This window comes from Pseudomonas sp. B21-017 (genome assembly GCF_024749245.1).
Classification (GTDB): domain Bacteria; phylum Pseudomonadota; class Gammaproteobacteria; order Pseudomonadales; family Pseudomonadaceae; genus Aquipseudomonas.
Genome location: NZ_CP087194.1, coordinates 4971302 through 4991536 on the forward strand (window position 1 = coordinate 4971302; position 20235 = coordinate 4991536).

The 20235-nt window shown below is 59.9% G+C and carries 16 protein-coding genes; 5 read left to right on the plus strand and 11 right to left on the minus strand.

The window, feature by feature from the left end:
* Nucleotides 1–11 precede the first annotated feature (11 nt).
* Nucleotides 12–1136, minus strand: coding sequence for a GNAT family N-acetyltransferase (locus LOY28_RS22395; protein WP_018926735.1), 1125 nt, complete (start codon nt 1134–1136; stop codon nt 12–14).
* A 278-nt stretch (nt 1137–1414) separates the two neighbouring features.
* Here LOY28_RS22395 and LOY28_RS22400 point away from each other — a divergent pair, with 278 nt between their 5' ends.
* Nucleotides 1415–2737 (plus strand): putative porin, encoded by a 1323-nt coding sequence (locus tag LOY28_RS22400; protein WP_018926736.1) that lies wholly within the window; start codon nt 1415–1417, stop codon nt 2735–2737.
* Between the two features lie 131 nt (nt 2738–2868).
* Here the strand turns inward: LOY28_RS22400 and LOY28_RS22405 are convergent, their stop codons facing one another.
* The 5 genes from LOY28_RS22405 to aceK all read right to left on the minus strand — a co-directional run bounded on the left by LOY28_RS22405 (nt 2869) and on the right by aceK (nt 11072).
* Nucleotides 2869–3105, minus strand: a complete 237-nt coding sequence (locus LOY28_RS22405; RefSeq protein ID WP_007934080.1) for an anti-sigma factor — start codon at nt 3103–3105, stop codon at nt 2869–2871.
* Nucleotides 3099–3710 (minus strand): RNA polymerase sigma factor, encoded by a 612-nt coding sequence (locus tag LOY28_RS22410; protein ID WP_018926737.1) that lies wholly within the window; start codon nt 3708–3710, stop codon nt 3099–3101. The genes LOY28_RS22405 and LOY28_RS22410 overlap by 7 nt, the downstream gene beginning before the upstream one ends.
* A 155-nt stretch (nt 3711–3865) precedes the next feature.
* The gene (locus LOY28_RS22415) at nt 3866–4987 is read right to left on the minus strand and encodes a beta-ketoacyl-ACP synthase III (RefSeq protein WP_019648021.1); all 1122 of its coding nucleotides are present in this window, start codon (nt 4985–4987) and stop codon (nt 3866–3868) included.
* Nucleotides 4988–5215: 228 nt separating this feature from the next.
* A complete protein-coding gene (hrpA, locus tag LOY28_RS22420) occupies nt 5216–9127 on the minus strand; it encodes an ATP-dependent RNA helicase HrpA (protein ID WP_018926739.1) in 3912 nt (1303 codons plus the stop codon).
* Between the two features lie 223 nt (nt 9128–9350).
* Entirely contained in the window at nt 9351–11072 is a 1722-nt protein-coding gene (aceK, locus tag LOY28_RS22425) for a bifunctional isocitrate dehydrogenase kinase/phosphatase (RefSeq protein ID WP_018926740.1), read from the minus strand.
* Between the two features lie 128 nt (nt 11073–11200).
* On the opposite strand from aceK, the gene LOY28_RS22430 reads away from it, so the two are divergent.
* On the plus strand, nt 11201–12109 hold the full coding sequence (locus LOY28_RS22430) for a DMT family transporter (protein ID WP_018926741.1): 909 nt from the start codon (nt 11201–11203) through the stop codon (nt 12107–12109).
* 107 nt (nt 12110–12216) lie between these two features.
* Here LOY28_RS22430 and LOY28_RS22435 read toward each other — a convergent pair whose 3' ends face one another.
* Both LOY28_RS22435 and cysK read right to left on the minus strand, forming a co-directional pair.
* Nucleotides 12217–13155, minus strand: a complete 939-nt coding sequence (locus LOY28_RS22435) for an aspartyl/asparaginyl beta-hydroxylase domain-containing protein (protein WP_018926742.1) — start codon at nt 13153–13155, stop codon at nt 12217–12219.
* Between the two features lie 212 nt (nt 13156–13367).
* Entirely contained in the window at nt 13368–14342 is a 975-nt protein-coding gene (cysK, locus tag LOY28_RS22440) for a cysteine synthase A (RefSeq protein WP_018926743.1), read from the minus strand.
* A gap of 126 nt (nt 14343–14468) precedes the next feature.
* On the opposite strand from cysK, the gene LOY28_RS22445 reads away from it, so the two are divergent.
* The 3 genes from LOY28_RS22445 (at nt 14469) to LOY28_RS22455 (ending at nt 17734) form a co-directional block, all read left to right on the plus strand.
* Nucleotides 14469–15545 carry a DUF748 domain-containing protein gene (locus tag LOY28_RS22445; RefSeq protein ID WP_018926744.1) on the plus strand — a complete coding sequence of 359 codons (1077 nt, stop codon included), beginning with the start codon at nt 14469–14471 and terminating at the stop codon, nt 15543–15545.
* 143 nt (nt 15546–15688) lie between these two features.
* On the plus strand, nt 15689–16534 hold the full coding sequence (locus LOY28_RS22450; protein WP_018926745.1) for a MoxR family ATPase: 846 nt from the start codon (nt 15689–15691) through the stop codon (nt 16532–16534).
* Between the two features lie 21 nt (nt 16535–16555).
* The gene (locus tag LOY28_RS22455) at nt 16556–17734 is read left to right on the plus strand and encodes a VWA domain-containing protein (protein WP_007934103.1); all 1179 of its coding nucleotides are present in this window, start codon (nt 16556–16558) and stop codon (nt 17732–17734) included.
* Nucleotides 17735–17846: 112 nt separating this feature from the next.
* Here LOY28_RS22455 and LOY28_RS22460 read toward each other — a convergent pair whose 3' ends face one another.
* Genes LOY28_RS22460 through LOY28_RS22470 form a run of 3 tightly spaced genes read right to left on the minus strand, consistent with a single transcriptional unit; the run spans nt 17847 to nt 20223 of the window.
* Nucleotides 17847–18773, minus strand: coding sequence for a biotin-dependent carboxyltransferase family protein (locus LOY28_RS22460; protein WP_258612566.1), 927 nt, complete (start codon nt 18771–18773; stop codon nt 17847–17849).
* Nucleotides 18770–19474 (minus strand): 5-oxoprolinase subunit PxpB, encoded by a 705-nt coding sequence (gene pxpB, locus LOY28_RS22465; RefSeq protein ID WP_028939352.1) that lies wholly within the window; start codon nt 19472–19474, stop codon nt 18770–18772. The genes LOY28_RS22460 and pxpB overlap by 4 nt, the downstream gene beginning before the upstream one ends.
* Nucleotides 19471–20223, minus strand: a complete 753-nt coding sequence (locus tag LOY28_RS22470; protein WP_258612567.1) for a 5-oxoprolinase subunit PxpA — start codon at nt 20221–20223, stop codon at nt 19471–19473. The genes pxpB and LOY28_RS22470 overlap by 4 nt, the downstream gene beginning before the upstream one ends.
* Nucleotides 20224–20235: the final 12 nt, after the last annotated feature.

Consider the following 20235-nt stretch of genomic DNA (forward strand, 5'->3'; position numbering starts at 1 on the left):
AACGGCGAAGATCAACCTTGTCGGTAAGGCAAGGCGGTCTTCGCCTCTTCTGCATACCCCAGCACCCCGACGCGTTCGCGCTCGAGGAAGTCTTTCACCGCCGACTTCAAGCCCGGATGGCGCAGGTAATGCCAGGAATGGGTGATCACCGGTTCAAAGCCGCGAATCAGTTTGTGTTCGCCCTGAGCGCCGGCGTCGAAACGCTGAAAGCCGTTGGCAATGGCGTAATCCATACCCTGATAGAAACAGGTCTCGAAGTGCAGGCGATCAAACTCCGCCAGGCAACCCCAGTAACGGCCATAAAAGCTGTCGCCGCCGACCAGGCTGAAGGCCATGGCCACCGGCCGTGAACCTTGTTTGGCCAGCACCACGCGAATCGACTCCGGCATGCGCTCGGCCAGCAGACTGAAAAATTCCCGCGTCAGGTAAGGCGTCTGCCGACGCACCGCGTAGGTATTGGCGTAGCAGGCGTACACAAAGTCCCACTGCGCCTGGGTCAGCTGCCGGCCTTCCAGCCATTCGAAGTCGATGCCCTGCCCTGCCACCTGCTCACGCTCCTTGCGCATTTGCTTGCGCTTACGCGAACTGAGGGCGTCGAGGAAGTCCTGAAAATCCCGGTAATCACGATTCTGCCAGTGGTACTGACAGCCAATGCGCTGCAACCAGCCTGGCTGTTCGGCCAATGCAGCGTCGGTGAACGGATCGGTGAAATTGATGTGGGCACTGGAAAGTTTTTCTATCTCCAGATAACCCGGCAGGCTCTGCAAGAGTTCGAAACCGTCCTCGATCGTCGCCGCCAGCAATCGCGGCCCGCTGACCGGACTGAACGGCACCGCCGTCAACAGTTTGGGGTAGTAGTCGATGCCCGCACGCTCACAGGCATCGGCCCAGGCATGGTCGAACACGTATTCGCCGTAGGAGTGCCATTTGCGGTAACTGGGCAGCGCGGCGATCAGGCGCTCGCCTTCGACATGCAGCAGATGCTCGGGCTGCCAGCCGGAATGCGGGCCCAGGCTGCCGCTGTCTTCCAGTGAACCGAGGAACGCGTGGCGCAGAAACGGCTGATTCTCCGGCACCAGGGCATCCCAGGTACGGGCTGCGATTTGCGACAGTGTATGCAGACGTTGCAGCGGCATTTTCCTCTCCACATCTTGGCGTGACAGCTCCGCGAGTATCGCCGATCGCAGGGCGATCCACACGCGTCAATCCGATACAAGGCTCTGAATCGGGCATTTCGGAAACGTTTGTATCGTCATCGACCTGCCATCACTTCGCCACTGACCTGTCATAAACCATCGCGATACTGGCGCCTGTTTTTAGAGCGTCGGGTTCTACCCGGCCACTGTTTTCCGACCTTCAACTGTCGGTTGTGTCCAGGATGGTTCAGCCATCCCTCTCATCTTCGGAGATTGCTATGCGTCTTGCTTCCACGAAAACTGCGGCGGCCTTGTGTGGTGGCCTGCTGCTGGCCATGAGTGTTCCAGCCAGTGCCGCAGTCGACGCCAAACTGCTCGACATGCTCAAGGCTAACGGTTCTATTTCCCAGGCGCAGTACGTTGAACTGCAAGCCGAACTGGCCAAGGATCAGAAGGCCCAGCAAATCGCGCAGCAGGCGCAGCAAGAGACCAACGAACAAATAGCGGTCGCCGCGAAGAAAGCCAACGAGTTGAGCGCCTTCGACCAGAAGCTGGCCTGGGCCGCCAAGACCCAGTTCAAGGGCGACGTTCGCGTACGCCAGGAAACGGTCAAGATCGACGGCGAACCCAACAACGGTGGCCGTGACAAGGATCGTCAACGCATCCGCGCCCGTCTGGGTGCCTACAGCGAAATCAACCCGCAAGTGGACACCGGCATCCGCATTGCCACCGGCGGCGGTGACGATGCTCGCTCGACCAACCAGGACATGGACAACTACTTCGACAAGAAGCAGATCTGGCTGGATCTGGGCTACATCGACTACCACCCGGACGCCATCAAAAACCTGCATGTGATCGGCGGCAAGATGCTGCAACCGTGGGTCAGCATGGGTGATGTGATCTGGGACAGTGATATCAATCCGGAAGGTCTGGCAGTGACCTACAAATACCCGCTGGGCAGCAGTGCCGAACTGTTCGGTAGCCTGGGCAACTACAACCTCAAGGACAACGTCGACGGCGAAGGCGTGCAATTTCGTCACGACCTGCGTCTGACCGCCGGCCAGTTGGGCAGCCGTTTCGCCATCACCGACAACCTGAAACTGACCGTCGGTGGCAGCGTCTATGCCTACCAGAACGACGAAGACAGCCGTTGCACCGGCACCTCCACACCGTGCGCCCTGGCCGTCAACGGCAACTCGGCCAACAACGAGTTCCGCCTGTACGAAGGCTTCAGCCAGATCGATATCGGCGGCCTGCCGATGCCGCTGTCGTTCTACGGCCAATACGTGAAGAACAACGATGCCGTGACCGATCAGGACACTGCCTGGCTAGTCGGTGCCAAATCGAAAGTCTTCGGTTTCAACCTCGACTACAACTACCGCGACGTGCAGCGTAACGCCGTGGTCGGCGCCTTCACCGACTCGGACTTCGCCAACGGCACCACCGGTTCTCGCGGTCACAAGTTCAAAGTCGGTTACGACATCGACAAGAACTTCGCCCTCGGTGCCACTTACTTCCTGACTAAAGCCGACTTCTCCAGCCGTACCCAGCGTGATGCCAACACCAACACGCTGCAACTGGACGCGGAAGCGAAGTTCTAAGCTGCGAAGCCACACACTTCAAACGATGCGGTTTACATACGGTCGTGTCGTTTGAAGAGGTTCAACAGTCTGGCGCGGGGCAACGATCCCCATCATCCGTTCGTTTCACCCGCGCCGGCCTGTGCTTTCCTTCAGGAACGATCTTTACGCCGCTGCGCCGCCAGCCGCTCGGCCAGCGCCTCCACATCCTCGACCGGCTTCTGCGGCATCACCCGCAAGGTCGCCTGCATCAACCGCATCTGCCGAATGAATCGCCGACAATTGGGGCAAAACATCAAGTGATGCCGCATCATCAGACGCTCGCGAAAACTCAACTGGCCATCGAGATAATCACTGGAGCGCGCCACTTGTTCCTTACAGGTCAGCATTCGCCGGTTTCCTCAAAATGTTCTACGGTCGCAAAGACCTTCAACCGTGCCCGATGCAGCAGCACACGAACATTGGAGAGCGAGATTTCCAGAAGATTACAGATCTCCTCCAACTCCAGCCCCTGTCGCTCGCGCAACAGTAAAACACTGCTTTGCAGTTCCGACAGGCTGAGCAGCGTGTGCTCCAGGCATTCGCGCAGTTCGTTTTCAGTCAACAGCGCCTCTGGCGTGTCCTGATGCCAGGCAAACGGCGCCACCAGCCAATGACCATCGCTCGATGAAAAACGATCATCATCGATCGTGCCATGGGGCGACGGCAGGTCATCGAGCAACACTTCCCGGCGGTTTTGCTTGTAGCGGCTCTTGGCCGAGTTGGCGGTGATAGTCAGCAGCCAGGTCTTGAGGCTCGAACGTCCCTCGAATCCGCTCAGGTTACGCACAACCGATAGCCAGGCATCCTGAACAATTTCGTCGGCATGCCGGTTGCCCACAATAGCGTAGGCCACCGCACGCATGGCGCTCTGATAAGTGCTGACCAACTCTTTGAAAGCCTTTTGTTCACCTGCCAGCAAGCGCTCAAGCAGTTGCGCGTCGTCAGCCGCCATTAACAACCCCCTTGTTCTGACCTCGAAAATGAAAACAGCAGGACTTCGCCTGTAGGCATCGTCCTGCTGGAATTTCCGAAAATTACAGCCTTCCGACTATTTCGAATGTAGGAAAAGTCATCACAAGCCAGAGGAAAGAACAACAACCCCTTCGATCAACGTTTGCGCAATATCACGCTGCCAATCGAATAACCGGCGCCGAACGAACTGAGCACAGCCAGCGAACCGCTGACCAGATCGTCCTGATTCTTGTGGAACGAAATCACCGAACCGGCGGAGCTGGTGTTGGCGTAGGTGTCGAGAATCACCGGGGCTTCTGCTTCAGTGGCTTCGCGGCCCAGCAGCTTCTTGACGATCAGGTGGTTCATGCTGAGGTTGGCCTGGTGCAGCCAGAAACGCTTCACGTCACTGACGTTGAGCTGGTTTTCTTCCAGGTGCGTGGCGATCAGCTCGGCGACCATCGGGCAGACATCGCGGAACACCTTGCGGCCTTCCTGGACGAACAGTTTGTCGGGGGCACCGATGCCCTCTTCCGCGGCGCGGTTGAGGAAGCCGAAGTTGTTGCGGATGTTGTTGGAGAACTTGGTCAGCAGTTTGGTGCTGACCACGTCGAACTGGTACTTGGAGGTCGCCAGATCGGCGCGCTCGATGATCACCGCAGTGGCGGCGTCGCCGAAGATGAAGTGGCTGTCGCGGTCACGGAAATTCAGGTGACCGGTGCAGACTTCCGGGTTGACCATCAGGATCGCCCGGGCCTGGCCCAGTTGCACACTGTTGGCGGCGGCCTGGATACCGAAGGTTGCCGAGGAGCACGCCACGTTCATGTCGTAACCGAAACCCTGGATACCCAGCGCTTCCTGAACTTCGATGGCGATGGCCGGGTAGGCGCGTTGCAGGTTGGAGCAGGCGACGATTACACCGTCGATGTCAGCGGCGGTCTTGCCGGCACGCTGCAAGGCTTGCTCGGCCGCGCCAATGGCCATCTGGCACAGCACCGACCACTCGTCGTTGGAGCGCTCGGGCAAGCGTGGCGCCATGCGTTGCGGGTCGAGGATGCCCTCTTTGTCCATGACAAAGCGGCTTTTGATGCCGGAGGCTTTTTCGATAAACGCTGCGCTGGATTCGGTCAATGCCTGGATTTCGCCGCGCTCAATGGCCTCGGCGTTGTCGGCGTTGAACTGCGCGACGTAAGCGTTGAAAGACTGCACCAGCTCTTCGTTGGAGATGCTGTTGGCCGGGGTGTACAAGCCGGTGCCGCTGATGACGACGTTATGCATGGTCGTTTCTCTAATCCGTTCAGGCAGAAAGCGCTGGCACCGACGTACCAACACACAAAGGGTCTATTCCAGGTTCCGGACGCAAACCTGGCATCGCTTTATTCCGATCCGCCTGGGCCCGTGGAGGCTGAAAACCGCGGGGCCGGCGTTTATAGGCGCGAAGTTTGCCATAAACGCTGGCTTTTGGCGCCTTTTGCTGAGTCGAACTCATACCCGCTCCCACAGGGTTCAGGGCTCGACTTGTGTCCATTGCTTGCTCAAGCGCTTGTCGGAGATCGGCACCTTGGTTCCCAGTTGCTGTGCGAACAGCGAAACCCGGTATTCCTCCAGCCACCAGCGATAAAGCTCCAGCTGCGGATCGCGCTTGCCTTCCTGGGCGTGTTTGTTGGCGCGGGTCTGGTATTGGGTCCAGAGGCCAGACAATTCTCCGCTCCAGACCCGGTCCTTCTGCACCTGGGCGCCGAGTTTCTCGAAACGCTGCTCGACTGCTTTCAGGTAACGCGGCAGTTCCTTGAGCCACGGCATCGGCGTTTCCCGCACGAACCCCGGGTACACCAGATGGCTGAGCTGCTGCTTGATGTCGTTCAAGGCCACGGCTTGCGCCAGGTCGATCTTGCCCTTGAAGCGTTTTTGCAGGCCGTGCCAGTGCTTGAGAATCTCCAGGGTCAGCCTGGCCAGACGCTCGGCGTGCTCGGTCCAGGCACCGCGTTTACGTTCGGCCAGGGACGCCAGTGCGGCACCATCGCGTGGCAACGGGTCTTCGCCGTCGAGGATGCAACTGTCCAGACTGGCCAGCAGAATGTCTTCCACCAGGCTGTCGATGCGCCCCAGCTCGCGGTACATCAGGCCCAACTCGGTCAGCCCCGGCAACTTGCCGCGCAAGAACTTCGCCGGCTCCGCCAGTTGTTGCATCAGCAAGCGCTGCAAGGCCCGGCGATGCTGGAACTCGGCTTCGGCCGGGGTCGAGAAACGTCCTTCCTTGACCGTCCCGGCCTCTTCCACCAGCGCCGGATACACCGTCATCGACAGTCCGGCGATCTTCTGCTGGGTTTTCTCGGCGACGGCGGCAAAGACTTTCGCCTCCACCGGTTGCTGGCTTTTCGCGGTTTGCGGCACGGCCAAGGCGGCCTGGCTGGCCTCGGCAAAGCGTGCGGTCAACTCCGCCAGATCACGCCCTTCGCCAAGGAACTTGCCCTGGCCGTCGACGATTTCCAGGTTCATCCGCAAATGGCTTTCGACCTGCTGCGACGCTTCGGCCCAGGCCTCATCGCTGACCCGTGCGCCGGTCATGCGCAATAACTCGCGGCCCAGCGCCAGAGGCAATGAGCCCTCGCCGAAAGTCATGCGCTGCATCGCGGCTTTGACGAAATCCGGCACCGGCACGAAATTCTTGCGCAGGGCCTTGGGCAGGTTGCGCACCAGCGCAATGCACTTGGCCTCGATCACGCCTGGCACCAGCCATTCCAGGCGTTCCGGCGGCAGCATCGGCAACAGCGGTGCGGGCACGCGCAAGGTCACGCCGTCACGCGGATGGTTGGGCTCGAAGTGATAACTCAGAGCCAGTTCCAGGTCGCCGATGTGCAGGGTGTCGGGGTAATGCGCGGCGGTGACTTCACTGGCTTCGCGGGCCAGCACGTCTTCTTCGCGCATGATCAGCAGCTGCGGGTCTTTCTGGCTGTTGATCCGGTACCAACTGTCGAAGGTCGCGGTCTGGTGGATCTCCGCCGGCAAGCGCGCATCGTAGAAGGCGAACAGGGTTTCTTCGTCGGCCAGAATGTCTCGGCGACGCGCCTTGGCTTCCAGTTCGTCGAGCTGTTCCAGCAGTTGCTTGTTGGCCGTCAGGCACTTGGCTTTGGATTGAATCTCGCCACGCACCAAGGCTTCGCGAATAAACAATTCGCGGGACACCACCGGGTCGACCGGCCCGTAATGCACCGGCCGGCGTCCGACTACGATCAGCCCGAACAGGGTGATTTGCTCGAAGGCCACGACCTGCCCACGCCTCTTCTCCCAATGAGGTTCGAAGTGGTTTTTCTTGATCAGGTGCCCGGCCAGCGGCTCGATCCAGTCGGCGTCGATCTTGGCGACCATCCGCGCGTACAGCTTGGTGGTTTCCACCAGTTCGGCGGTCATCAGCCATTGCGGGCGTTTCTTGCCCAGGCCCGACGACGGGTGAATCCAGAAGCGTCGCTGACGGGCGCCGAGGTAATCGCCGTCTTCGGTTTTCTGGCCGATCTGGCTGAGCAACCCCGACAGCACGGCTTTGTGCAGCTTCGGGTAATCCGCCGGCTCTTTGTTGAGGCTCAGCTGCATGTCGCGGCAGATCAGGCTCAACTGGCGATGGGAATCGCGCCACTCGCGCAGGCGCAGGTAATTGAGGAAGTTCTTGCGGCACCAGTTACGCAGCGGACTGGCCGTCAGTGCCTGGCGCTGTTCTTCAAAACCCCGCCACAGATTGACCAGCCCGGCGAAGTCCGAGTCCACGTCTTTCCACTGGGCGTGGGCCTGATCGGCGGCTTGCTGACGCTCCGGCGGACGCTCGCGCGGGTCCTGGATCGACATGGCGCTGGCGACAATCAGCACTTCCTGCAAGCTGCCGAGTTTGGCCGCTTCCAGCAGCATTCGGCCCATGCGCGGGTCCACCGGCAGCCGCGCCAGTTGCCGGCCGAGCGGGGTCAGCTGGCTGTTGCGGTCCACCGCCGAGAGTTCTTGCAGCAGGTTGAAACCGTCGCTGATGGCCTTGCCGTCCGGCGGTTCGATAAACGGGAAATCAGTGATCTCGCCGAGGCGCAGATGGAGCATCTGCAGAATCACCGCCGCGAGGTTGGTCCGCAGGATTTCCGGGTCGGTGAATTCCGGCCGACCGATGAAATCTTCTTCGCTGTACAAGCGCACGCAAATACCCGGCTCGACCCGCCCGCAGCGACCTTTACGCTGGTTGGCACTGGCCTGGGAAATCGCTTCGATCGGCAAACGCTGGACCTTGGCGCGGTAGCTGTAACGACTGATGCGCGCGGTGCCGCTGTCGATCACGTAACGAATGCCCGGCACCGTCAGAGAGGTTTCCGCAACGTTGGTCGCCAGAACCACTCGACGCCCCGGATGCGACTGGAAAATCCGCTGCTGCTCGGCCGGCGACAACCGCGCATACAACGGCAGAATCTCGGTGTGCTTGAGCTGTGCCTTGCGCAGCATGTCCGCCGCGTCGCGAATCTCGCGCTCGCCGGGCAGGAACACCAGCACGTCGCCGGGGCTCTTGCGTTCACTGCGTTCGAACGCGGCGATTTCGTCGAGGGTGGCGAGGATCGCCTGATCCACGGTCAGGTCATCCTCGACACGGTTGCCCTCCTCGTCCTGCTCCAGGGTCAGCGGGCGATACCAGGTTTCCACCGGGAAGGTGCGACCGGAGACTTCGACAATCGGCGCATCGTCGAAGTGCTTGGAGAAGCGCTCCAGGTCGATGGTGGCCGAGGTGATGATGACTTTCAGGTCCGGACGACGGGGCAGCAGGGTTTTCAGGTAACCGAGCAGGAAGTCGATGTTCAGGCTGCGTTCGTGGGCTTCGTCGACGATGATCGTGTCGTAGCGTTCGAGGTAGCGGTCGTTCTGGGTTTCCGCCAGCAGGATGCCGTCGGTCATCAGTTTGATCAGGGTGTTGGCATCGCTCTGGTCCTCGAACCGCACCTGATAGCCCACCAGCGCACCCAACGGTGTCGCCAACTCTTCAGCGACCCGGCTCGCCACGCTGCGGGCGGCGATTCGACGCGGCTGGGTATGGCCGATCAGGCCGTGCTGGCCGCGGCCGATTTCCAGGCAGATCTTCGGCAACTGGGTGGTTTTACCCGAACCGGTTTCACCGGCAATGATCAGCACCTGATGTTTGAGCAACGCCGCTTTGATTTCGTCGCGCTTAGCGGCGATCGGCAGGCTGTCGTCGTAGCGAATCACCGGCAGGCTGGCGCGCCGCGCCAACACCTGATCACAGGACGCCTGTGTGCGCGTCACCCACTGGGCCAGCTTGGCCTCGTCAGGTTTCTTGCGCAGCTCAAGCAACTGCCGCCGCAGCCGGTGGCGGTCGGCGAGCATGGCGTGATCGAGGTTTTTCAGCAGTTTGTCGATGGAAGGCGATTCGTCAGTCATCAGGTACGCAAAAGTCGTCTAGTGGCGCAGGAGGCGGATTGTCGCAGATTTGGGCTGCTGAGTGACGCGCTTTTGTGGCGAGGGAGCTTGCTCCCGTTCGGCTGCGAAGCAGTCGTAAACCTGTCATCGCGGCTGTCTGAATCTGCGCGATGAATGGTTTTGGGGTCGCTTCGCAACCCAGCGGGAGCAAGCTCCCTCGCCACAGTGTGTTCGCTCAGACGAGCTATTCGTTATCCAGCCCCTTGCGCCGATACGGAAACACATCAATCACCTTCCCCGCCCGAATCGCTTCCTGCAGCCCCTTCCAGTAATCGGCGTTGTACAGCTCGCCGTGCAACTGATCGAACAACTTTCGCTGCCCGGAATCGGCAAACAGGAACGGTGGAAACTCCTCGGGGAACACGTCCAGTGGCCCGATCGAGTACCACGGTTCGGAGGCCATTTCGTCTTCCGGCGTGCGCGGTTGCGGGATGTGGCGGAAGTTGGCTTCGGTCAGGAAGCAAATTTCGTCGTAGTCATAGAACACCACGCGACCGTGACGGGTGACGCCAAAGTTTTTCAACAGCATGTCGCCGGGGAAAATGTTCGCCGCCGCCAGTTGCTTGATCGCCAGGCCATAATCTTCCAGCGCCTCGCGCACCTGCGCTTCGTTGGCGTGTTCCAGATAAAGGTTCAACGGCGTCATCCGGCGTTCGGTCCAGCAGTGACGAATCAGCACCGTATCGCCTTCCACCGACACCGTGGACGGCGCCACTTCAAGCAACTCCTCCAGGCATGCCGGCTCGAACTTGCTCAACGGGAAACGGAAGTCGGCGAACTCCTGCGTGTCGGCCATGCGCCCGACCCGGTCGACGCTTTTTACCAGGCGATACTTTTCGATCACCGTGGCACGGTCGACGTTTTTCGACGGTGAGAAGCGGTCCTTGATGATTTTGAATACGGTGTTGAAGCCCGGCAGCGTAAACACGCTCATGACCATCCCGCGCACGCCGGGGGCCATGATGAACTGGTCGTCGGTGTTGGCCAGGTGATTGATCAGCGCCCGGTAGAACTCGGACTTGCCATGCTTGTAGAAGCCGATCGAGGTGTACAGCTCGGCGATGTGTTTGCCTGGCAGGATGCGTTTGAGAAAGCCGATGAACTCCGCCGGTACCGGCACATCGACCATGAAGTACGAACGGGTGAAGGAGAAGATGATCGACACCTCCGCCTCGTCGGTGATCAGTGCATCGATCTGGATGCCCCGCCCTTCGCGGTGCAGCAGCGGAATCACCAGTGGCCATTGATCGTCCTGGGTGAAGATGCGCCCCACCAGATAGGCACCTTTGTTGCGGTAAAGCACCGAGGAAAACAGCTCGACACTCAGCTCCGGGTCCTTGCAGACCCAGTCCGGCAGGTTCTCGCGCAATTGCACTTCGAGACGGCGCAGGTCGCCGGGCAAATCGGCGTAGTCCTCGCTGAAGCGATAGTCGGTAAAAATACTCGCGAGCATGCCGGACAACTGGCCATGGGGCTTGTAGGTGCGGGTTTGCGCCGCCCGGGCGCGGCGCAAGCTTGGCCGTGTAGTGTGGATGAACATGCAGCCGTCGCTGATCAGGTCGTGGCTGAACAGCCCGCAGAAAATCGAGTTGTACCAGGTCTCGGACAGTTCATCGTCGAAGCGCAGGTCGATCAGGCTGATATAGGCGCTTTTGACCAACGGCCAGCTGCTGACGTCCATCAGCACATCGGCGGCGAACGACTGATGCAGGCGCCCGACCGTTTCGCCGACTTTCTCTTCGTAGAGGTTGATCCGCGCCGCCGACGCGACTTGTGTCGCCTGCCACTGGGCTTGCTCGAAGCGGCCTCGGGCACCGTCGGTGATCTGACGGAAATGCTCGCGGTAATCGTCAAAGCCATCGAGGATCATTCGGGCGATGTCGGCGGCTGGCCATTGCTGCGGCATGGTGAAACCTCTGCGGCTGTTCTTATCGTTGGAGCTTGAGCTTAGTGGCCCCGTGTGACGCAACGCAACCATTGCCTTGTACCCCGACTGGCGCGACACTTGCGCGCCAATCAAGGAAGGAAAGTGCTGTGAACCCCGTCGATATCCTGCGTTTGTTGTCACTTGCCGCCATTTGGGGGGCGAGCTTTCTGTTCATGCGCATTATCGCCCCAGTGATTGGCACAATCCCCACTGCCTTTTTCCGTGTATCGATTGCCGCTGTCGGGCTGCTGGTGATCGTCGGGCTGCTGCGTATCAGCTGGGATTTCAAAGGCAAACTCAAGACGGTGATGCTGCTCGGAGTGATCAACTCCGGGGTTCCGGCGACGCTCTATTCCGTGGCCGCGCAAGTGCTGCCGGCCGGCTATTCGGCGATTTTCAACGCCACCACACCGTTGATGGGCGTGTTGATCGGCGGGTTGTTCTTCAGTGAAAAACTCACCGGAGCGAAGGTCTGCGGGGTGTTTCTCGGACTGTTTGGCGTCGGCATCCTCACCCGTGCAGGTCCGGTGGCGTTCGATATGCAACTGCTGATGGGCGCACTGGCGTGCCTGATGGCTACCACCTGTTATGGCTTTGCCGGCTTCCTCGCCCGCCGCTGGCTCGACCAGGCCGGCGGCCTCGACAGTCGCCTGTCGGCCCTGGGCAGCATGCTCGGCGCCACCTTGTTTTTGCTGCCGCTGTTCGGCTACAGCGTGATCAGCCAGCCACCGGCGAGCTGGGGCGGCTGGAGTGTCTGGTTGTCGTTGCTGGGATTGGGCTTGGGCTGCACCGCGTTTGCCTACATCGTTTACTTCCGTTTGCTCAGCTCGATCGGCCCGGTGAAGTCGATGACCGTGACCTTCATGATTCCACCGTTCGGGGTGTTGTGGGGCGCGCTGTTGCTGGATGAGCCGCTGTCGATGGCGCACCTCTATGGCGGAGTGTTGATTGCGGCGGCGTTGTGGCTGGTGTTGAAGCCGGCAGTGGTGAAGCCGGTTGAGGTGGTTGCCCGATAAAACGCCTTCGCAGGCAAGTCGGATCACTTACAAGGCCCGGAGCTCATGAGCAAGCGCGCATAAAAAAACCGCTCCCAAGGAGCGGTTTTTTCATTCCATGGTCGGCCTCAACCGAACAACCAATACCCCAACAACGTCAACACCACCACCGCCAGCACCGGTCGCAGCACGCGATAGGCCTTGGGGTTGCGGCGCTTCCACTGCTTGACCATACCGCTGAATTTGTCGCTGAAAGTCTTGCTCCAGGCATAAGCCTGGTTGATCCCGCCAACGCGCTCATCGTCAAGGTTCTGCGGCGCAGTAGCACGCCCCAGCCAGCCGCTGATCCAGCGGTTGATGCGGGTCATCAGGCGGTTGCTCAAGGGACGTTCGATGTCGCAGAACAGGATGACGCGGGTTTGCTCGGTTTCGTTCTTGACCCAGTGCACGTAGGTTTCATCGAACATCACGTCTTCGCCATCACGCCAGGCGTAGACCTGACCGTCGACGAAGATGCGGCAATCATCGGAGTTCGGCGTCGACAACCCCAGGTGATAACGCAGGGAACCGGCGAACGGGTCACGGTGCGGGTTGAGGTGGCTACCGCCCGGCAACAGGGCAAACATCGCGCCTTTCACATTGGGGATGCGGCTGACCAGCTCGACGGTTTTCGGGCAGAGCAATTCAGCCGATGGCAGCGGTTTGTCGTACCACTTGAGGTAGAAACGCTTCCAGCCCTTCTTGAAGAACGAACCGAAACCGGCGTCGTTGTTCTTTTCGGCGGCGCGAATGTAACCCTCGTCGAACAGGTGCATGGCTTCGTCGCGGATAACTTCCCAGTTGTCCCTGAGCACGTCGAGCTCCGGGAACTTGCTGCGGTCCAGATAGGGCTTGGACGGCACACCGGAGAACAGGTACATCAAGGCGTTATAGGGCGCGAACAGGGCCGAGTGATTGACGAACTGACGCAGGACCGGCAAACGCGCCTTGCCACGCAAATGCACATAGAGCGTGCTGCCGAGGAACAGCAGCAACACCGACGCCTTCGCGACAAAGGAAAAGCTCATCTACGACTCCTTGAGAATAGGAAACTCCGCACAACGCCTTTTACCCGACGTGGCAGTCGGCCATGATAAACACTACCGGCCTCGGGAAAAACCCGTATTACTCAACATTCAGTGTTAAGGATTGTGCAATAAAGCACTTCTTAACATAGGGTTCCTGAACGGGGGCTGACCTGAATCAACCCCCTGATCGGCTTCAAAACAGCCATAAAATCTTATTGCTGATTTTCCTGTTCGGTAAACAAGTCACTGAACAGCATGCTCGACAGGTAGCGTTCGCCAGAGTCGGGCAGGATCACCACGATGGTCTTGCCCTGCATTTCCGGGGTTTCGGCCAGGCGTACAGCCACCGCCATGGCGGCGCCGCAAGAGATGCCACTCAAAATCCCTTCTTCTTGCATCAGGCGCAGGGCCATCGCCTTGGATTCGTCGTCGCTGACCAATTCCACTCGGTCGACCATCGACAGGTCCAGGTTCTTGGGCACAAAACCAGCGCCGATGCCCTGGATCTTGTGGGGGCTCGGTTTGATCTCTTCCCCGGCGATCGCCTGGGTGATCACCGGGGACACCATTGGCTCCACCGCCACCGAGAGAATCGGTTTGCCCTGGGTATTCTTGATATACCGCGAAACCCCGGTAATGGTTCCACCCGTTCCGACGCCCGCTACCAGCACGTCGACCGCACCGTCGGTGTCGTTCCAGATTTCCGGGCCGGTGGTTTTTTCGTGGATTGCCGGGTTGGCCGGGTTTTCGAACTGCCCCGGCATGAAGTAGGTGGACGGATCACTGGCGAGGATTTCGGCAGCTTTCTCGATCGCGCCTTTCATGCCCTTGGCCGGCTCCGTCAACACCAGTTCGGCGCCAAGGGCCTTGAGCACCTTGCGTCGTTCGATGCTCATGGACGCGGGCATGGTCAACATCAACCGATAACCACGGGCGGCGGCAACGAATGCCAGGCCGATACCGGTATTGCCCGAGGTCGGTTCGATGATGGTCATGCCGGGCTTGAGTTTACCGCTGCTTTCAGCATCCCAGATCATGTTCGCGCCGATTCGGCACTTGACCGAATATCCAGGGTTGCGCCCTTCGATCTTGGCCAGAATGGTGACACCGCGCGGGGCGATACGGTTGATCTGCACCAGCGGCGTATTGCCGATGGAGTGGGCGTTGTCAGCATAGATACGGCTCATGGCTGGGTCCTTATACCGCGTTGAATTAGCCCTCCAAGGTATGCCTGTTGCTCGTGGTCGTCCAGTCAGTCGAACGTCCGGCTGCCATAGCAGTCAACCGCTTTACACCGCCAGAGATTTGCCGCCATGAAGCGTCGATACAGTTGGCCCCTGTTGACCCTCGCCGGCCTCCTCATGTTGCTGGTTGCCGTGCATATCGCCCTGCCCTACATCGTGCGTGACTACCTGAACGAGCGATTGGCCAACATGGGCGACTATCGCGGGCAGGTTACCGACGTGGACCTGGCCTTGTGGCGTGGCGCCTACAAAATCAACGGGCTGAAAATCGTCAAGGTCGAGGGCAAGGTCCCGGTGCCGTTCGTCAACGCGCCATTGATCGACCTCTCCGTCAGCTGGCACTCGCTCTGGTACGACCACGCCGTGGTGGCCAAGGCGCAGTTCGACAAACCCGAGGTGAACTTCGTCGATGGCGGCGCCAACAAGAAAAACTCCCAGACCGGTCAGGGCACCGACTGGCGGGCACAGTTGGAAAAATTGCTGCCGATTACCCTGAACGAAGTGCGGATCAACGATGGCCGGGTCACCTTTCACAACTTCAATTCAAAACCACCCGTGAACCTGAGCGCTACTCAGGTCAATGCCAACATTTACAACCTGACCAACGTAGTCGACACCAAAGGCAAACGCGATGCCCGTTTCGATGGCAAGGCGCTGTTACCGGGGAATGCACCGCTGGAAACAACGGCAACCTTCGATCCGCTGAGCAATTTCGAAGACTTCGAGTTCCGCCTGCGCGCCAGGGACCTTGAACTCAAACGCCTGAACGACTTCGCGTCGGCCTACGGCAAGTTCGACTTCAATGCCGGCCACGGCGACGTGGTCATCGAGGCCAAAGCCAATAAGGGTCAACTCACCGGCTATATCAAGCCACTGTTGCGGGACGTCGAAGTGTTCAACTGGCAACAGGATGTGGAGAACAAGGACAAAGGGATTTTCCGCTCCATCTGGGAAGCGCTCGTCGGCGGCACCGAGAACGTGCTGAAGAACCAGGCGAAAAACCAGTTCGCCACGCGCGTCGAGCTCAGGGGCAGCGTGCACCAGCGAGATATCAGCGCATTTGAAGCGTTTTTGCAGATTTTGCGTAATGGCTTCATTGAGGCGTTCAATGCCCAGTACGAACGACCCAAACCGGATGCGGGATGAGTCACGAAGTGACGCCCCATTCAGAGACTGAATAACCCGTCTGCGTTCACAGTCGACCGGGCTGCGCGTTATAGTCGGACACTACAACTATTGCGCCCCGCCCTGTTCCGTTCAGGTCGGCGTTACCGTTTGAGGATTAGCAGATGAAGTTCGAAGGCACCCAGGCCTACGTCGCCACCGATGACCTGAAGCTGGCGGTCAACGCCGCTATCACCCTGGAGCGGCCACTGCTGGTCAAGGGTGAGCCAGGCACCGGCAAGACCATGCTCGCAGAGCAACTGGCCGAGTCCTTCGGCGCCAAGTTGATTACCTGGCACATCAAGTCCACCACCAAGGCGCATCAAGGCCTGTATGAATACGACGCGGTCAGCCGCCTGCGGGATTCGCAACTGGGCGTGGACAAGGTCCACGACGTTCGCAACTACCTGAAAAAGGGCAAGCTCTGGGAGGCGTTCGAGTCCGAAGAGCGGGTGATTCTGCTGATCGACGAAATCGACAAGGCCGACATCGAGTTCCCCAACGACTTGCTGCAAGAACTCGACAGGATGGAGTTCTACGTTTACGAGATCGACGAGACCATCAAGGCCAAGAAACGTCCGATCATCATCATTACCTCCAACAACGAAAAAGAACTGCCGGACGCCTTCCTGCGCCGCTGCTTCTTCCATTACATCGCGTTCCCCGATCGCGTGACGCTGCAGAAGATCGTCGACGTGCACTACCCGGACATCAAGAAAGACCTGGTCAGCGAAGCGCTGGACGTGTTCTTCGACGTGCGCAAGGTGCCGGGCCTGAAGAAGAAGCCCTCGACCTCCGAACTGGTGGACTGGCTGAAACTGCTGATGGCCGACAACATCGGCGAAGCGGTGTTGCGCGAACGCGATCCGACCAAGGCCATTCCGCCGCTGGCAGGCGCCCTGGTGAAGAACGAACAGGACGTGCAATTGCTTGAACGTCTGGCGTTCATGAGCCGTCGCGGCACTCGCTAAGTACCAATAAGGGCGATCGCCATGCTGCTCAATCTGTTCAACGAAATGCGCGCAGCCAAGGTGCCGGTCTCGGTGCGTGAGCTGCTGGACCTGATCAACGCGCTGAAACAGCGCGTGACCTTCGCCGACATGGACGAGTTCTATTACTTGTCGCGGGCGATCCTGGTGAAGGACGAACGGCATTTCGACAAGTTCGACCGGGCGTTCGGTGCCTACTTCAATGGCCTGGAAAAACTCGACGATCACCTTCAGGCGTTGATCCCCGAAGACTGGCTGCGCAAGGAATTCGAACGCTCCCTGACCGACGAAGAGCGGGCCGCGATCCAGTCCCTCGGCGGCCTGGACAAGCTGATCGAAGAGTTCAAGAAACGCCTGGAAGAACAGAAAGAACGCCATGCCGGCGGCAACAAATGGATCGGCACCGGCGGCACCAGCCCGTTCGGTTCCGGCGGTTTCAACCCGGAAGGCATTCGGGTCGGCGATGCCGGTAAGCGTCAGGGCAAAGCGGTGAAAGTCTGGGATCAGCGCGAGTACAAGAACCTCGACGATTCGGTGGAACTGGGCACGCGCAACATCAAGGTCGCCCTGCGTCGCTTGCGTAAATTCGCCCGTCAGGGCGCGGCGGAAGAACTGGACATCGACGGCACCATCGACCACACCGCGCGCGATGCCGGGTTGTTGAACATCCAGATGCGTCCGGAGCGGCGCAACACCGTCAAGTTGCTGCTGCTGTTCGACATCGGCGGCTCGATGGATGCCCACGTGAAGATCTGCGAAGAGCTGTTCTCGGCCTGCAAGACCGAGTTCAAGCATCTGGAGTACTTCTACTTCCACAACTTCATTTATGAATCGGTGTGGAAGAACAACATGCGCCGCACCTCCGAGCGCACCGCCACCCAGGACTTGCTGCACAAATACGGCGCCGACTACAAAGTGATCTTCATCGGCGACGCCGCCATGGCGCCCTATGAAATCACCCAGGCCGGCGGCAGCGTCGAGCACTGGAACGAAGAAGCCGGTTACGTGTGGATGCAGCGCTTCAAGGAAAAGTACAAGAAGCTCATCTGGATCAACCCGTACCCGAAAGACACCTGGGGCTACACCTCGTCGACCAACATCGTGCGGGATTTGATCGATGATCAAATGTATCCGCTGACGTTGCGGGGGTTGGAGGAAGGGATGCGGTTTCTTTCCAAATAAAGATTGTTGTTGTCTGTGATGCCGCCTTCGCGGGCAAGCCTCGCTCCTACAGGTTTCGGTGTTCGTGCGTCATGCATTGAACCTGTAGGAGCGAGGCTTGCCCGCGAAGCTTTTAACGGTTAACAAACCGGCGCAAATACTCGACTTGTTCGCGATGCGCGACGTCCTGCACCACCGGTTTCAACCGCACCTTCGCCCCCGGCAAACACTGCGCCAGCCGCGCCAATGCCAACGGTGTCAACGCCCCCAACCGCGGATAACCGCCAATGGTCTGCCGGTCATTGAGCAGCACAATCGGCTGCCCATCCGGCGGCACCTGGACCGCCCCCAGCGGGATGCCTTCGGAAATCATCGGCTGGCCCTGATACTGCAATGCCGTTCCCAACAGACGAATACCCATGCGATCGGCGCGACTGTCGAGGGTCCAGGCGCTGTTGAACGCGTCAAACAGACTCTGCCCGCTGAATTCACCGATTTGCGCACCAAGCACCAGGTCCAGCGGCGTATCGAGGTTGAAATCCGGAACGTGCTCGCGAGGCAGTTCCCGTACCAGCAGCGGCGCCTCGGTGGAGTACTTCAAAGACGATCCCTTGGCCAACGCCCGGCCCATGCCGTCGAGGCCGCCGAGTTCCTCACGCACCACAGTCGCAGTGCTGCCCAGCACCTTCGGCGCATCAAACCCGCCTGGTGCCGCGAGGTACGCCCGAGCGCCAAGCAACGGTTGCGTGAATTGCAATCGTTGACCTTTGCCCAGTTTGAAACTGCGCCACGGCGCCAGGGGCTGGCCATCAATCTGCGCCCCAAGATCGGCACCAGCCAATGCCAGCAAGCAATCGTCCTCGGCCACCACACTGAACCCGCCGAGGGTGATTTCGATCACCGATGCATCCAGCCCATTGCCCAGCAACCAGTTGGCCCACGACATCGACCGCCAATCCAGCCCGCCGCCCTGGGTCACGCCCAGATGCCGCACACCAAATCGCCCGGCGTCCTGCAACAGGCAAAGCGGTGTACTTGCTTCAATCGTCAGTCGGCTCATGCCAAGGTCTCCAACGGCGTGTCGTCACCGCCCAGGTTGATGAACTCGGCATGACTGACCGCCTCGAAGCGCACCGTGTCGCCCGGTTGCATCAAGCTGTAGCCGTCGCGTTCACGGTCGAACAATTTGGCCGGTGTGCGACCGATCAGGTTCCAGCCGCCGGGAGACACTACCGGATAAGCCGCCGTCTGGCGTTCGGCAATGCCGACACTGCCGGCGGCGACTTTTTTGCGCGGGGTACTCAGACGCGGTGCGGCCAACACTTCTTCCACCAACCCCATGAACGCGAACCCCGGCGCGAAGCCCAACGCGAACACTTGATACTCGTGTTCGCTATGGCGGCGGATCACCTCTTGCACCGTTAGTCCGCTGCGTTGAGATAACAAGCCAAGTTCCGGACCGACACTCGGGTCATACCAGACCGGCAGCACATGGCATTTACCCTTGGCCCGAGCGTTGGGCGTCAGATCGATCAGGGCTTGAGCGATCAACTCCCGGGCCTGGGCCGGGTTCAATGCCATCAGATCGTAATGCACCATCAACGTTGTGTAGGACGGCACCAGATCGATCAAATGGCTGGCGAATGCTTCTCGCAAACGCTCACTGGCAGCCAGCATCCACGGCATATTGGCCTCGGCAATTTCATCGAACAGGCGCACCATCAGGCAATCGAGCGCCACCACTTCCACCCGTGGTTTCATGATGCGCTCTGCTGATTCAAGGCCTCGCGAATGCGCCGCACGGCGGCCACCGAACTGGCGTTGTCACCGTGTACGCACAAGGTATTGGCCTGCAAGCGCAAGGCGCTGCCATCGCTGGCCGTGAGGTTGTCACCGCGGGCAATGATCAGCGCCTGTTCGATGATTTTCTCGGGATCGTGATGCACGGCACCCGGCAGTTGCCGCGAGACCAGCATTCCGGCGCTGTCGTAAGCGCGATCGGCGAAGGCTTCAAACCACAGGGTCACGCCGTATTCGTCGCCCAACTGCTGGGCGGAGCTGTTGTCGCGGGTGGCCATCAGCATCAGCGGCAGCGTCCGGTCATAGGCCGCCACGGCCTGGATCACCGCGCGCAATTGCGCCGGGTTGGCCATCATGTCGTTGTACATCGCGCCGTGAGGTTTGACGTAACTCACCCGCCCGCCCTGAGCCCGGCAAATGCCGTCGAGGGCACCGATCTGGTAGTGCAACAGGTCCTGCAGTTCCTGGGCGGTATACGCCATGGAGCGGCGGCCGAAACCGACCAGATCCTGATAGGCCGGATGCGCGCCGATCTGCACGCCGTTGCTCAGGGCCAGGCTGACGGTCTTGCGCATGATGCTCGGGTCGCCGGCATGGAAACCGCAGGCGATGTTGGCGCAGTCGATGAAGGGCATGACCTCGGCGTCCAGACCCATGGTCCAGTTGCCGAAACTCTCGCCGATGTCGCAGTTCAATAGCAGGCGGTTCACGGTGAACACTCC